General features: G+C 57.9%; 12 protein-coding genes. 4 read left to right on the top strand and 8 right to left on the bottom strand.

Annotation, left to right across the window (positions count from 1 at the left end):
• The first annotated feature begins 315 nt into the window (after nucleotides 1-315).
• Together WJM78_RS09220 and WJM78_RS09215 are read left to right on the top strand one after the other, a co-directional pair.
• Nucleotides 316-1908, top strand: a complete 1593-nt coding sequence (locus tag WJM78_RS09220; protein WP_042037417.1) for an ABC-F family ATPase — start codon at nucleotides 316-318, stop codon at nucleotides 1906-1908.
• A 222-nt stretch (nucleotides 1909-2130) separates the two neighbouring features.
• Nucleotides 2131-3093 carry an IS1595 family transposase gene (locus WJM78_RS09215; RefSeq protein ID WP_339014202.1) on the top strand — a complete coding sequence of 321 codons (963 nt, stop codon included), beginning with the start codon at nucleotides 2131-2133 and terminating at the stop codon, nucleotides 3091-3093.
• A gap of 57 nt (nucleotides 3094-3150) precedes the next feature.
• Here the strand turns inward: WJM78_RS09215 and ppiD are convergent, their stop codons facing one another.
• From ppiD to tig, 6 genes are all read right to left on the bottom strand, one after another.
• Nucleotides 3151-5064, bottom strand: a complete 1914-nt coding sequence (gene ppiD / locus WJM78_RS09210) for a peptidylprolyl isomerase (protein ID WP_339015266.1) — start codon at nucleotides 5062-5064, stop codon at nucleotides 3151-3153.
• Nucleotides 5065-5216: 152 nt separating this feature from the next.
• Nucleotides 5217-5489 (bottom strand): nucleoid-associated protein HU-beta, encoded by a 273-nt coding sequence (gene hupB / locus WJM78_RS09205; protein WP_005315375.1) that lies wholly within the window; start codon nucleotides 5487-5489, stop codon nucleotides 5217-5219.
• A gap of 239 nt (nucleotides 5490-5728) precedes the next feature.
• Nucleotides 5729-8083 (bottom strand): endopeptidase La, encoded by a 2355-nt coding sequence (lon, locus tag WJM78_RS09200; protein ID WP_339015264.1) that lies wholly within the window; start codon nucleotides 8081-8083, stop codon nucleotides 5729-5731.
• Between the two features lie 141 nt (nucleotides 8084-8224).
• On the bottom strand, nucleotides 8225-9499 hold the full coding sequence (gene clpX, locus WJM78_RS09195) for an ATP-dependent protease ATP-binding subunit ClpX (RefSeq protein ID WP_042037414.1): 1275 nt from the start codon (nucleotides 9497-9499) through the stop codon (nucleotides 8225-8227).
• Nucleotides 9500-9569: 70 nt separating this feature from the next.
• On the bottom strand, nucleotides 9570-10193 hold the full coding sequence (gene clpP, locus WJM78_RS09190; RefSeq protein ID WP_181364722.1) for an ATP-dependent Clp endopeptidase proteolytic subunit ClpP: 624 nt from the start codon (nucleotides 10191-10193) through the stop codon (nucleotides 9570-9572).
• 86 nt (nucleotides 10194-10279) lie between these two features.
• Nucleotides 10280-11590: a trigger factor gene (gene tig / locus WJM78_RS09185; protein WP_287147312.1), complete on the bottom strand. Its 1311-nt coding sequence runs from the start codon at nucleotides 11588-11590 to the stop codon at nucleotides 10280-10282.
• Between the two features lie 427 nt (nucleotides 11591-12017).
• Here tig and WJM78_RS09180 point away from each other — a divergent pair, with 427 nt between their 5' ends.
• On the top strand, nucleotides 12018-12452 hold the full coding sequence (locus WJM78_RS09180) for a YccF domain-containing protein (protein ID WP_339015260.1): 435 nt from the start codon (nucleotides 12018-12020) through the stop codon (nucleotides 12450-12452).
• A gap of 94 nt (nucleotides 12453-12546) precedes the next feature.
• Nucleotides 12547-13137, top strand: a complete 591-nt coding sequence (gene yfbR, locus WJM78_RS09175; protein ID WP_042037410.1) for a 5'-deoxynucleotidase — start codon at nucleotides 12547-12549, stop codon at nucleotides 13135-13137.
• An 88-nt stretch (nucleotides 13138-13225) separates the two neighbouring features.
• On the opposite strand, the gene lolE is transcribed toward yfbR, so the two are convergent.
• Nucleotides 13226-14467 carry a lipoprotein-releasing ABC transporter permease subunit LolE gene (lolE, locus tag WJM78_RS09170; protein WP_042037409.1) on the bottom strand — a complete coding sequence of 414 codons (1242 nt, stop codon included), beginning with the start codon at nucleotides 14465-14467 and terminating at the stop codon, nucleotides 13226-13228.
• A complete protein-coding gene (gene lolD, locus WJM78_RS09165; protein ID WP_339015257.1) occupies nucleotides 14467-15165 on the bottom strand; it encodes a lipoprotein-releasing ABC transporter ATP-binding protein LolD in 699 nt (232 codons plus the stop codon). The genes lolE and lolD overlap by 1 nt, the downstream gene beginning before the upstream one ends.
• Between the last annotated feature and the right edge of the window lie 36 nt (nucleotides 15166-15201).

Here is a 15201-nt window from a genome sequence, read left to right as displayed (position 1 = left end):
CGCAGTTTTCCTGGTGGCGCCATGGCGGGCTGCAATCAAAAAGTCAGGGGGGCGGTATCGTCGTGCCTATCAACTTCGGCATACTTTGCCAGTTGGAATATCACTGCTCACGGAAATCTTGCTTTCATAGCTGAACAAATGGGCCCCAGCTCAGCAAGGATGTTGCAAGAGGTCTATGGAGAATGGATCGGATCCGCAGTGAGGCCGACCTGATTTCGAGTGCAATACAAAAAATGGGCATGTGCTCCAATAGCGCCCCAAAGTTTCTAACCAGTGCAATAATGCATTGATAATTAAGGATTTTATTTAAACCCTATGCTAAGCAGCAACAATATCACCATGCAATTCGGCGCCAAGCCGCTGTTCGAGAACATCAACGTCAAGTTTGGCGGCGGCAACCGCTATGGCCTGATTGGCGCCAACGGCTGTGGCAAGTCCACCTTTATGAAGATCCTCGGTGGCGACCTTGAGCCTACTGGCGGTAATGTGAGCCTGGACGTCAATGAGCGCATCGGTAAGCTGCGCCAAGATCAGTTCGCCTACGAAGAGATGCGCGTGCTGGACGTGGTCATGATGGGACATAACGAGCTGTGGGCCGCCATTGCCGAGCGCGATGCCATCTATGCCAACCTGGAAGCCACCGACGACGACTACATGAAGGCCGCCGAGCTGGAAGGTCTGGTCGCCGAGTATGACGGTTACACCGCCGAGGCCCGCGCAGGCGAGCTGCTGCTGGGTGCCGGTATTCCCATCGAGCTGCACAACGGCCCCATGAGCGAAGTGGCGCCGGGCTGGAAGCTGCGGGTGCTGCTGGCGCAGGCGCTGTTCTCCAACCCAGACATCCTGCTGTTGGACGAACCGACCAACAACCTGGACATCAACACCATCCGCTGGCTGGAGCAGGTACTGAACGATCGTGAAAGTACCATGATCATCATCTCTCACGACCGCCACTTCCTGAACTCGGTCTGTACCCACATGGCGGATCTGGACTACGGCGAGCTGCGCGTCTACCCGGGCAACTACGACGACTACATGACCGCCGCCACCCAGGCCCGCGAGCGTCTGCTCTCTGACAACGCCAAGAAGAAGGCCCAGATCGCCGATCTGCAATCCTTCGTCTCCCGTTTCAGCGCCAACGCCTCCAAATCCAGCCAGGCTACCTCCCGCCTCAAGCAGATCGACAAGATCAAGATTGAGGAAGTGAAGGTCTCAAGCCGTCAGAACCCCTTCATCCGCTTCGAGCAGGAGAAGAAGCTCTACCGCAACATCCTGGAAGTGGAAGGCGTTGCCAAAGGCTATGGTGAGGCGCCCCTGTTCAAGGGCCTGAGCATGATGCTGGAAGTGGGCGAGAAGGTCGCCATTCTGGGTACCAACGGCATCGGTAAGTCCACCCTGATCAAGACCCTCATGGGCGAGCTGGCACCGGACAGCGGCACCATCAAGTGGTCTGAGAACGCCCAGATCGGCTACTACGCCCAGGATCACGCCGACGATTTCGACACCGATCTCAACGTGTTCGACTGGATGGCCCAGTGGAAACAGGCCAACGAAGACGAGCAGGCGGTACGCTCCGTGCTGGGTCGTCTGCTGTTCACTCAGGACGACATCAAGAAGCCGGTCAAGGTACTCTCCGGTGGCGAGCAGGGTCGCATGCTGTTCGGCAAGCTGATGATGCAGCGTCCCAACATCCTGATCATGGATGAGCCGACCAACCACCTGGACATGGAATCCATCGAATCCTTGAACCTGGCGCTGGAGATGTATCAAGGGACCCTCATCTTCGTCTCCCACGACCGTGAGTTCGTGTCGTCCCTGGCGACCCGCATCATGGAGCTGACCGAGAGCGGCATCCGCGACTTCGGCGGTACCTACGAGGATTACCTGCGCACTCAGGGCGTGGTGTAAGCTTCGCCTGTCAAGGCGCCTCCATCGAAACAACCGGCAAGCGATTGCCGGTTTTTTTATGGTCGGCTATCGTCCCCTGCTGATGGTCAATCTTGGTCGCGTATAGCCAACGCAGCCAACATAACGACTTCAGCACCACCCCAACAGATAAAAAAGGCTCTGTCCCAATTACGTGTTGAAAGGCTAATCTTGAAGTAGGCCATCACCTTGAGGTCTACCATCATGGATACCCCAGCCTTTCAACACCTGTTGTCCCTTTTTCCCCAGTTAACCCTGCGCCAGCGCCGTGTTGCTCAGCAGGAGCTCACTGCACCCCACACCATTACCTCGCTCAATACTCAGTTACCGGCATGCAGTGGCTGCCCACATTGTCAGGCTGATGTCACCCAGCTGGCACCCTGGGGATGGAGTCGGGGACTGCGCCGCTACCGTTGCAAACTGTGTCTGCGCACCAGCACCGTTTTGACTAAAACTCCTCTGGCACGGTTGCGCAAAGCCCAGTGCTGGGAAGACTACGCGCAAGCCCTCATCGAGGGACTGACTGTCCGCCAAGCCGCGCGGCGCTGTGGGGTCAGCAAAAACACCGCGTTCCTCTGGCGTCACCGCTTCTTGCGCGCGATGGCAACCCATCAGGCCACCCGGGAAGAGGGCATCGTTGAGGTTGATGAGACCTTCTTCCTTGAATCGTTCAAGGGGCAGCGGGGACTGCCGCGTCCGGCACGTCATCGCGGTGGTAAAGGTCGAACTCGTGGAACCGGGCCAGATTACATCCCGGTGATGGTGGTACAAGACCGTGAAGGCCACCATGCGGATTTCCAGTTGGAGAAAATAGATGCCGAGACGGTCATCGCGGTGTTGAAGCCGTTGGTGTCACCGGATGCGGTGCTGTGTAGCGATGGAGCGGGTGTGTATGCCTGTTTCAGCAAAGAACAGGGTGTAACCCATCAGGTGGTGCGCAATCGTCAAGGCGAACGGGTGGTCGGTGCGTATCACATCCAGCACGTAAACGGGTATCACCATCGGTTGAAAGAGTGGATGGAGCGGTTCCATGGCGTGGCGACGCACTACCTGAAGAACTACCTGGGTTGGCGCAGGATGCTGGAGCGTTACGGAAAAGGCGTAAATATCAAAGCATGTTTGCATGAGGCGCTGGGGCGCCCCATGCAACACGTAATTGGGACATAGCCATAAAAAAACGGCCCCATCACGGAGCCGTTTTCAATGGATGAGAACCGGTCGGGTTTATTCGACGGTGGCTTCCACATCGGTGAAGTACTCAATCTTGGCCGCTTTGCGCAACTCTTCGATCAGCGATTGGTAGCTCGCCTGGGCCCTGCCCTGGCCAAGCTGGCCTTGCAGCAGGCTGACCATCTCGGATGGCTCCTTGGGCACGTTGACCTTGTCCAGGGCCACCACAACACGATCGCCATTGGCTTCGGTCACCAGCTCGACACTCGGCTTGCCATCCTGCGGATGAGGCATACGGAACGCCTGCGCCAGCAGGTTCTGATCCATATCCTGAGTGAAGCGGACAACGCCGCTGTGCGTCTCCACCTTCAGACCCAGTGCGGTCAGATCGGCCTGAATGTTCTCACCGGCCTTCAGCTTGTCCAGCAGAACCTGCGCCTTGCCACGGGCCACTTCACTGGCCTTGTCGTGCTTGATGGCAGCAATCACCTGCTCCTTGATCTCCACCAGCGGTTTGGCCGCTCTCGGTTGATGGCCGGTGATGTGCATGACCAGGGCCTTGCCATCCGCCAGCTCGATCACGTCGGAGTTGGTGTTGTCATCGCGCAGCTGCTCGGAGAAGGCAACGGAGAGAACCTTGGGATCGTTCAGCGGAGCTGGCGCCGTCGCCTGGGTGAAGTAATCGGAAGATTGTACCTTCATCCCCATGGTATCGGCGGTAAAGTCCAGCGAATCCGGGTTCTCGAAGCTGCTGTCAGCCATCTTTTGCTGCTCGGCAAAGAACAGCTCCTTGGCCTTGTCAGCTTGCAGACGGCTGATGGTGTCTGCTTTCACATCGGCAAACGGCTTGGTCTGGGCAGCTTCAACCCCCAACAGTTTGATGATGTGGAAGCCGAACGGGCTCTTCACCACGGTGGAGAGATCGCCCGCCTTGTTCAGGGCAAAAGCCTCCTTCTCGAAGGAAGGATCCATCACCCCTTTCTCGAACCAGTCCAGTTCGCCACCTTTTTTGGCGGAGAAGGTATCGGAAGAGTTGGCCTTGGCCAGCGCAGCGAAATCATCCCCCCCCTGGGCCTGGGTCAGCAAGGCGTCAGCCTTCTGCTCGGCCGCGTTCTCGTCCTTGCCAAATGGGATCAGGATATGCGCCACACGGCGACGCTCGGCACGCTGGAACAGGTCCTGGTGCTGATCGTAGTAATCCTGGGCATCCTGCTCGGTGACCTGGATATCCTTGCCGAGGGTGGCGGCATCCAACAGCAGATAGTCGACCTTGACCTTCTCGTCGTTCATGAAACGGGCGCTGTTGGTCTTGTAGTACTGCTCCACTTCCTCATCGGAGGCTTGAACATCTCCCAGGTAGGCGGCAGCAGCCAGACGCACCAGGCGCAGATCGCGGGTCTGGTTGTAGAGCCGGTCGAGCTGCTCGGCTTCACCCTTGAGTGCAAATTCGGAGCCCAGCAAGGCGCCCATCAGCTGCTGACGCACCATGTCCTGGCGCAGGGAGTCACGGAACATCTCGGGAGTCATGCCGGCACGACGAATGAGCTGCAGGTAGCGGTCATTGTTGAATTTGCCATCTTCGGCAAACTCCGGCATGGCGAGAATGGCCTGCTTGATCTGCTCGTCGCTGACGCGCAGACCCAGCTCGCGAGCCTTGCTGTCAAACAAGGCTTGATCGATCAGTCGGTCCAGCACACCGCGGCGGAACTGCTTCATGTAAGCGGGATTGGCGGCCAACTGGCTGAAAGACTCCCCCATTTGGGATTCCATGCGGGCCCGCTCGTTACGATAGGCATTTTCCAGCGCAGCCGAGCTGATCTCATTGCCGTTGACGGTGGCGGGGGCGGTACGTGCCGGGCCATTGAGGTAGCTACCTACACCGGCCAAGGCAAAGGAGAGGATGATCAGGCCCAAGATAACCTTGGCTACCTTGCCTTGCGCCCCTTCGCGTAGTTTATCCAACATCATGTGTGTACTTATGCTCCCGAACTCGATGGGCGTAAATAATGAAAAGGCGCACCGATTGCGATGCGCCTTGGTCAATCAGTATGAGGGAGAGCCCTCTCACTTGTCTGGTCTGCGACCAAGGACGGTGGCCGATGTGATATCAGCGCCCGGACTTAGTTGACCGCGTCTTTCAGGGCCTTACCGGCTTTGAAGGCAGGAACTTTACCAGCGGCGATTTCGATGGTCGCGCCAGTTTGCGGGTTACGGCCAGAACGGGCAGCACGCTCGCGCACGGCGAAAGTACCGAAACCCACCAGAGCAACCTGGTCACCCTCTTTCAGTGCTTCACCTACGGCGTCAATGAAAGCATCCAGCGCACGGCCAGCAGCGGCTTTGGAGATATCAGCACCGTCTGCAATCTTGTCAATCAGTTGAGATTTATTCACTCTTATATTCCCCTTTTATCGAACATCGCTGCGGCGCCGATTTCCCTGGCCACAACAAGTGGAGGTTTTATAGCAAGCCTCCTGATCAGTTGCAAGTGACAATCTAGCGCAAACCCGCGCCACATCACGCATTGCGACTCATCATGAGTCCCCGAACGGGGTCAAGGCTACTGCCGTTACCCGGCGCATGCAAGCCTTAACCACCCCCCGAATGCGCCAAATTTGCGGCGCATCAACATTTACACGTCAGAAACGCGCTCAAACCCCTGCGGATTGTCCTGCAACGCCAGTTCCAGCACCTCGTCAATCCAGCGAACCGGATAGATTTCAAGGTCTTGTTTGACGTTGTCCGGGATCTCTTCGAGATCACGCTCGTTCTCTTTCGGGATAAGCACACGCTTGATACCACCGCGATGCGCCGCCAGCAGCTTCTCTTTGAGACCGCCGATGGGCAAGACTTCGCCGCGCAAGGTGATTTCCCCCGTCATGGCCACATCAGCACGGACCGGATTGCCGGTCAAGCTGGAGACCAGGGCGGTACACATGGCGATACCGGCGCTCGGACCGTCTTTCGGGGTCGCCCCTTCCGGCACGTGCACGTGAATATCGCGCTTCTCGTAGAAGTCCGCATTGATGCGCAGCTTCTCGGCACGGGCCCGCACCACCGTCATGGCGGCCTGGATGGACTCCTGCATCACGTCACCGAGCGAGCCGGTGTAGGTGAGCTTGCCCTTGCCCGGCATGTTGGTGGTCTCGATGGTGAGCAGATCGCCGCCCACTTCGGTCCACGCCAGACCACATACCTGACCCACCTGGTTCTGATCGGTGGCCTTGCCGTAATCGAAACGCTGCACCCCGAGGAACTCCTTGAGGTTGGCCTGATTGACCAGAACATGCTTAATGCTCTTGTCCAGCAGGATGCGCTTGACCGCCTTACGACAAATCTTGGAGATCTCGCGCTCCAGATTCCGCACCCCCGCCTCGCGGGTGTAGTAGCGGATCACCCCGACCAGGGCAGAATCTTCGATGGTGATCTCGGACTCCTTCAGGCCGTTGCGCTGGATCTGCTTGGCAACCAGATGCTGCTTGGCAATGTTGAGCTTCTCATCTTCGGTGTAACCGGAGAGGCGGATCACTTCCATCCGGTCCAGCAACGGACCCGGGATGTTCATGGAGTTGGACGTGGCCACGAACATCACGTCCGACAGGTCATAATCCACTTCCAAGTAATGATCGTTGAAGCTGTTGTTCTGTTCCGGATCCAGCACTTCCAGCAAAGCGGAAGCGGGATCGCCACGCATGTCCGAACTCATCTTGTCGATTTCATCGAGCAGGAACAGCGGGTTCTTCACGCCAACCTTCGCCATCTTCTGGATGAGCTTGCCGGGCATGGAACCGATATAGGTACGACGGTGACCACGGATCTCCGCCTCGTCACGCACCCCACCCAGCGCCATGCGCACGTACTTGCGACCGGTCGCCTTGGCGATGGACTGGCCCAGCGAGGTCTTGCCCACACCGGGAGGCCCGACCAGACAGAGGATGGGCCCCTTGAGCTTGTTCACCCGCGCCTGCACTGCCAGATACTCAAGGATGCGATCCTTGACCTTCTCCAGGCCAAAGTGATCCGCGTCCAGCACCTCTTGCGCCTTGCCAAGGTCTTTCTTGACCTTGGAGCGCGCCTTCCACGGCACCTGCACCATCCAGTCCACGTAGCTGCGCACTACGGTGGCTTCGGCAGACATGGGGGACATCATCTTCAGTTTGGAGAGCTCGGCCTGGGCCTTGTCACGGGCCTCCTCCGGCATCCCCGCCTCTTCAATCTTGCGATTGAGGGCTTCGAACTCGTCCGGGCTGTCTTCCAGCTCACCCAGCTCTTTCTGGATGGCCTTCATCTGCTCGTTGAGGTAATACTCACGCTGGCTCTTCTCCATCTGCTTCTTGACGCGAGTACGGATGCGTTTCTCGACCTGCAGCAGGTCAATCTCCGACTCCATCATCGCCATCAGAAACTCGATGCGCTCGGACACAGAGGCGATTTCCAGCACCTTCTGCTTGTCTTCGAGCTTGAGCGGCATGTGCGCGGCCATGGTATCGGCCAGACGTGCAGCATCGTCGATCGCCGAAATCGAGGTCAGTACCTCGGGCGGGATCTTCTTGTTGAGCTTGATATAGCCTTCAAACTGACCGATGGCGGAGCGTACCAGCACATCCTGGTCCTTCTCGTCGATAGCGGTGGAGGCGATGTACTGCGCCTCACCGACGAAGAAGTCCTTGTCATCGATCATCCGCTCAAGACGGGCACGCTGGCCACCCTCCACCAGCACCTTGACGGTGCCATCCGGCAGCTTGAGCATCTGTAAAATATTGGCCACAGTCCCGACGGTGAAGATCTCCTCCACCGTTGGCTCATCGGTTGACGCATCCTTCTGGGCCACCAGCAGAACTTTTTTGTCCTGCTCCATGGCCGCTTCCAGACAGCGAATGGATTTTTCCCGCCCCACAAAGAGTGGAATGACCATGTGGGGGTAAACCACCACGTCACGAAGAGGCAGGACGGGAATCTCGATGCGTTCTGAACGCTCTAGGTTCATATATGTCCTCTCGGCTTGTTATACCGTTGGCAAAGCGCTTGGCTGAGTATATGGGGGCGCAGAGATGAGATTCAATCGCCGAAACCGTAAAAAGCATGAAAGGGGCAAAAAGCCCCTTTCATTTGATTAAAAATCAGACTGTTACTCTGATGCAGCGGCCTGGGTCTCGGGATTTTCGTAGATCATCAAGGGCGCGGAGTCCCCTTTGATCACCGTCTCGTCGATCACCACCTTGCTGACACCGTCCAAGGACGGCAGGTCATACATGGTATCGAGCAACACGGCTTCCACGATGGATCTCAGACCACGGGCACCGGTTTTCCGCTCCATCGCCTTGCGCGCGATGGCGTTCAGGGCGTCGTCACGGAACTCCAGCTCCACCCCTTCAAGATCAAACAACGCGGCATATTGCTTGGTCAGCGCGTTCTTCGGCTCTTTCAGGATCTGGATGAGGGCTGCCTCGTCCAGCTCGGTCAGGGTCGCGACCACCGGCAGACGACCGATGAACTCGGGGATCAGACCGTATTTGATCAGATCTTCCGGCTCCACCTTGGCGAAGTTTTCGCTCAGGGTCGCTCTGGCATTCTTGGATTTGACGTCAGCGCCAAAACCGATGCCGGTGCCCTTGACGGATCGCTGCTCAATGACCTTGTCCAGACCGGCAAAGGCACCACCACAGATGAAGAGGATCTTGGAGGTGTCAACCTGCAAGAACTCCTGCTGCGGGTGCTTGCGTCCACCTTGCGGCGGGACGGAAGCAATAGTGCCTTCGATCAGTTTGAGCAAGGCCTGCTGCACACCTTCCCCGGACACGTCGCGGGTAATCGAGGGGTTGTCTGACTTGCGGGAGATCTTGTCGATCTCATCAATGTAGACAATGCCACGCTGGGCCTTCTCTACGTCGTAGTCACACTTTTGCAGCAGCTTCTGGATGATGTTTTCCACGTCTTCGCCCACATAACCGGCTTCGGTCAAAGTGGTGGCGTCGGCCATGGTAAACGGCACATCCAGCAGACGAGCGAGTGTTTCGGCCAGCAGCGTCTTGCCGCTACCGGTCGGGCCAATCAGCAGAATGTTGGACTTGCCCAACTCCACACCACCGGCTTCGCTGCTGTTGCGCAGACGCTTGTAGTGGTTGTAGACGGCCACGGCCAACACCTTCTTGGCATATTCCTGCCCGATCACATAGTCATCCAGGTGAGCACGGATTTCATGAGGGGTCGGCAGCTCGCTACCATCACGCTTGGGAGAGATCTCGCGGATCTCTTCGCGGATGATGTCGTTGCACAGCTCGACACACTCATCACATATGTAGACGGAAGGGCCAGCGATCAGCTTGCGCACTTCATGCTGGCTTTTGCCGCAAAAAGAGCAGTAGAGCAGCTTATCACCCTCACCCTTGCGTTTTTCTGTCATTCAGCAACCTCGTTTTATCAATAGAGGATGGATCGTCCTGTTGAGTTTACAACAGTCCGGGACACCCTGCTCAGCCGCGCTGGCTCAGGATACCGTCTACCAGACCATAAGCCACGGCTTGATCGGCGGACATGAAATTGTCACGGTCGGTATCACGCTCTATGTTGGCCATGTCCTGCCCGGTGTGGAAGGCCAGACGCTCGTTCAGGGTATTCTTGATCTTCAGGATCTCCTGGGCATGGATCTGGATATCAGATGCCTGGCCCTGGAAACCGCCCAACGGCTGATGGATCATCACGCGGGCATTAGGCAGGCAGAAACGCTTGCCCTTGGCACCACCGGCCAGCAGGAAGGCCCCCATGGAGCAGGCCTGCCCCATGCAAACTGTGCTGACATCCGGCTTGATGAACTGCATGGTGTCATAAATGGACATGCCGGCCGTGACGGCACCCCCCGGAGAGTTGATGTAGATGCTGATGTCCTGATCAGGATTCTCTGACTCCAGGAACAGTAACTGGGCTACCACCAGATTCGCCATATGATCCTCGACCTGACCGGTCAGGAAGATCACCCGCTCCTTCAGCAGACGAGAATAGATGTCGTAGGAACGCTCCCCTTTTGCAGTTTGCTCTACCACCATGGGGATGAGCGCATTGCGTGGGGATTCAGTCACATCGTTATAGTTCTTGTACATAAGGCATTGTCCCTAAAATAAAATGGCCCGAGTGGAGATCACACGAGCCATTATACTTAACAGTCTTGACCTTAAGTCAAATGTTCTTAGGCAGCGGCACCGGACTTATTGATCACTTCGTCAAAGGCAACTTCTTTCTCGGTCACTTGTGCCTTGGACAGGATCAGGTCGATGGCTTGATCTTCAACCGCCAGATTGCGCACGCCATTCAGCATTTGCTCATTCTTCTGGTAGTACTCGATCACTTCCTTCGGATCTTCGTAGGCAGTGGCCATGGACTCGATGATGCTGGTCACGCGGGCATCGTCAGCCTTGATCTCATTGGTACGGATCACGTCGCCCAGCAGCAGACCTACGCGAACACGACGCTCGGCCTGGGCCTGGAACAACTCGGCCGGCAGCTCAGGTGCGTTGCCGCCCTGGAAACCACCGAAACGCTGCAGGGCCTGCTGACGCAGGGCGTCAACTTCCTGCGCAACGGCAGCCTTCGGCAGATCGATCTGGTTGACTTCAACCAGGCCGTTCAGCACTTGCTCTTTCACGCTGTTTTTCAGGGCTTGAGCCAGTTCGCGCTCCATGTTCTTGCGCACTTCGGCTTTCAGCTCTTCAACGTTACCGCTCTCGATGCCGAAACGCTTGACGAACTCTTCGGTCAGCTCAGGCAGGATCTGCTCTTCAACCTTATTAAGCTTGGCAGCGAACTTGGCCGCCTTGCCTTTCAGGTTTTCAGCGTGGTAGTCAGCCGGGAAGGTCACGTCGATGGTGAACTCGTCGCCTGCTTTCTTGCCCATGATGGCGTCTTCGAAGCCAGGGATCATGCGGCCGGCACCCAGTACCAGGTTGAAGCCTTCGGCTTTGCCGCCGTCGAACTCATCACCATCGATGGAACCGATGAAGTCCATGGTCACACGCATGCCATCGGCAGTGGCGGCATCAACATCAGCCCAGGTGGCGTGCTGCTTGCGCAGGGTGTCGATCATGTTGGCCAGATCCGCATCCTTGACAGTCGCAACCGGCTTCTCGACCTTGATGGTCTCGAGGCCAGCCACTTCAAACTCGGGGTACACTTCGAAAGTGGCGCTGAAGACGAAGTCCTGACCTTCCTGGATCTCTTTCGGGTCCATGGTCGGGGCACCGACGGGGCTCAATTTGTTTTCGATGATGGCCTTGATGAAGTTGCTCTGCATCATTTCATCAGCAACGCGAGCGTGAGCCATGGCACCGAACATCTTCTTGATGATGGTAACCGGCGCCTTGCCAGGACGGAAACCGTCGACGCGACGGGTTTTGGCCAGGCCATTCAATTCTTTACGCACGGCAGCGTCAACGGTAGCAGCCGGTACAGTGATGGTAAGACGGCGTTCCAGACCCTGGGTTGTCTCTACAGAAACTTGCATTCTTTTACCTCGTTCAACTCAGCACTGTGTGCTGACCCTTATTGCCCCTGGGCAAAGCCCGGAGTCTTCCTGTTTATAAAGACAACGACTGTCTTTGTGATGAGAAAAGATGACGCGGCATTATAGCGGCGCACTTTGGTCGAGTCGAGCCACACATCCCCCAACGAGGGGCCGAAGGCACAATTCGCGCAAATCTGACTCTTATATGGGGAAGCCCTGGCCCGACTTCAAGCGCGCGATACACAAGAATTTGCACTTGCTCACCTTTTTTCGCGCAAAGGCCTACTTTTTCAGCTCATTTCCCGCGAAAAAGCCGCCCTGTTCGTGGACTGCGACCCAAATTGTCCACCCCATCACATCAACCATTGCGTCCATGGCTGCTGCTCGCTATGGTGACAACCAAATTTATGAGTCTGGAGTGACCAACATGGCCTTTTTCCGCTTCTTGTTTAACCTGCTCTGGTTTCTACTGGGGGGCGTCTTCATGGGGCTGGCCTGGTGGCTGGCAGCTCTGCTCTGCTTTGTCTCGCTGATCGGGATCCCCTGGGGTCGTGCCTGCTTCGTCATCGGCATCTTCACCTTCTTCCCGTTTGGCAAGCAGGCGGTGAGCCGCAAGAGCATGACAGGGCAGAGTGACATAGGCACAGGCACCCTGGGGTTGATCGGCAACATCCTCTGGTTCCTGGTGCTCGGGATCTGGCTGGCCATCGGCCACATCGCCTCGGCGCTGGCCTGCTTCGTGACCATCATAGGTATTCCGTTTGGTATCCAGCACCTCAAGCTGGCGCTGATCGCCCTTGCCCCCATTGGTCAGATGGTGGTGACCAATCACGAAGCCGAATCCGGTCGCTACATTCGCTGAGTACCACGAAAATCGCACAGGCAAGCTGCCTGCGCCGCAAAAAAAGGGCAGACTAGAGTCTGCCCTTTTTCATTGCTACCGCCCGAGGCCAGCCATGCTTCCCAGCCACTTTTTCGCCAATCTCGCCCGCATGAGACTCATCTATCGCTGGCCACTGATGCGCAACATACAACCCGAAAACATCGCCGAGCATAGCCTGCAAGTGGCCATGGTGGCCCACGCCCTTGGGCTCATCCACAATCGACTGTTCGGTGGCAATGTGGACGCCGATCGCGCCGCTGTGATGGCGCTCTATCACGACAGCAGCGAGGTGCTGACCGGCGATTTGCCAACCCCGGTCAAGTACTTCAATCCCGAAATTGCCCGGGAGTACAAGAAGATAGAGCTGGCCGCCGAGCAGCGTTTGCTCGCTATGCTGCCACCGGAACTGATGGAGGATTTTCGCCCCCTGCTGGACTCGGGCGCGCAGGATGCCGAACTGGCCCGACTGGTGAAGGATGCCGATACCCTCTGCGCCTACACCAAGTGTCTGGAGGAGTTAAGCGTCGGCAACCGGGAGTTCGAACCGGCCCGCAAACGGCTGGAGGGGATGCTGGAAGCACGGATGAGCCCGCAGATGCGCTACTTCATCGACGTCTTCGTGGCCAGCTTCTCGCTACCGCTCGATGAGCTGAACGCGCACTAAGCCACGCCACACGACCTGAAAACAGAAGGGCCCGCCGGTTTGCACCGGCGGGCCCTTCGTTCTTTATCGGCGGCTCAGATGCCGCGCATCAGTGACCCAGCTCGCGGGATGGCACCAGTCCGCTCGCCCGCCAGGCGGGATAAAGCGTCGCCAACAGGCTCATCAGTATGGCCGCTCCGGTCACGATCAACAGATCCTGCAGATGCAATTCGGTGGGCAGGAAGTCGATGAAATAGATGTCAGGGTTGAGGAACCGGTGGCCGATCACCCCTTCAATGAAGCTCAGGATCTGGGTCAGCTTGCTGGAGAGCAGACCGCCGAGCAGGGCACCGAGCAGCGCCCCCATCACACCGTTTACCATGCCCTGAATGACGAAGGTGAGCCGGATCTGGCCTGGGCTAGCCCCCATAGTCTTCAAGATGGCAATTTCGCTGCGCTTCTCGTTCACCGCCATCACCAGGGTGGAGACGATGTTGAAGCAGGCCACCGCCACTACCATCAGCATCACCACGTACATGACGGTACGCACCATCTGGATGTCCTGATAGAGATACCCCTGGCGGCTCATCCAGCTACTGATGTAGACGTAGTGCGGGAATTTCTGGGCGGCGGCCACCGTGATGGACTGCGCCTTGAGCACGTTCGTGACTTTGAGGCTGAAGCCCTCCACCGCACTGCCCATGCCGGTGATGGCCTGGGCATCGGCCAGGTGCATAAAGCCGAGCACACCGTCTAATTGGCCACCGATCTCGAGCAATCCCACCACCTTGAGGGATTCGCGTTTCGGGTTCTTGATGGCGGATGCATCGCCCGCCTGAGGCAGCAAGAGCGCGACCGTATCCCCGATGGTGACCCCCAGCTTGTCGGCGATGGTCTTGCCGAGAATGAGCCCGTGCTCACCCGCCTGCAACTCGCGCAGACCGCGCCCCGTCATGTACTTGCCCGCTTCGGACAAATTGGCTTCGAGCTCGGGCAGCACAGCGCGTACCTGCAATCCCTTGAGGGCATTGCCGTGCTCCAGCAGCCCATCAAGCCGGATAACGGGCGCGGCGGCTTCCACGCCGGGCTGGGCCAGCAGGTAGTCGCGCAACGTGGGCCAGTCGGGCAGCGGCGCCTCCATCCCCATCAGCTCGCCATGAGGCACCACGGAGAGCACTCTGTCTTTCAGCTCCCGCTCGAACCCGTTCATGGCAGACAAACCCAGAATGAGCGCCATCACCCCCAGGGCGATGCCGATGAGGGAGGAGGCGGAAATAAAGGCAATGAAGCCGTTGCGACGACGGGAGCGGCTGTAACGCAGGCCCAGAAAGAGGGGCAGCGGTTTGAACATCAGGCAACCTCCGCCATGATGCCGCTCACCAGGGTCACCCGCCGATGGAGCTTGGCAGCCAGGCTGAGATCATGGGTGACCACCACAAACGCCGTACCCAGCTCGCGGTTGAGCTCGCACAAGAGCTCGTAGACGGCGGTGGCACTGGCGTGATCCAGGTTGCCGGTGGGCTCGTCCGCCAGCACCAGGCTCGGCTCATTGACCAGGGCACGGGCGATGGCCACCCGTTGGCGTTCGCCACCGGAGAGCTCGGAGGGTCTGTGATTGAGGCGATGGGAGAGCCCCACCCGCCCCAGCATGCGAGTCGCCTTGTCGGTGGCACTGGCCACCGACTCGCCGGCGATCAGCAGCGGCATGGCTGTGTTCTCCAGTGCGGTGAACTCGGCGAGCAGGTGGTGGAACTGGTAGACGAACCCTAGCTCCTGGTTGCGGAATTTGGCCTGGGTGCGACTGTCCCAATGATGGATATCCTGCCCCTTGAACAGCACAACGCCGCTCGACGGATTGTCCAGCGCCCCCATCAGGTGCAGCAGGGTGGTCTTGCCCGAGCCCGAGCTGCCCACCACCGCCAGCATTTCGCCGGGGGCGACGGACAAGTCGATTCCCTTGAGCACCTGGGTCTCCAGCTCGCCCTCTTTATAGACATGATTCAGTGCCTGACAACGCAGCAGAGGTTCACAGGAGAAGGGGTCATTCATAAACGGGGCTCCACTAACGCCAGATGTAACAATATA

The sequence above is a fragment of the Aeromonas popoffii genome (assembly GCF_037818705.1).
GTDB classification, from domain to species: Bacteria; Pseudomonadota; Gammaproteobacteria; order Enterobacterales; family Aeromonadaceae; genus Aeromonas; species Aeromonas popoffii.
Note: the sequence above shows the minus strand (reverse complement) of the source record. Positions and strands in the feature narration are given on the sequence as shown.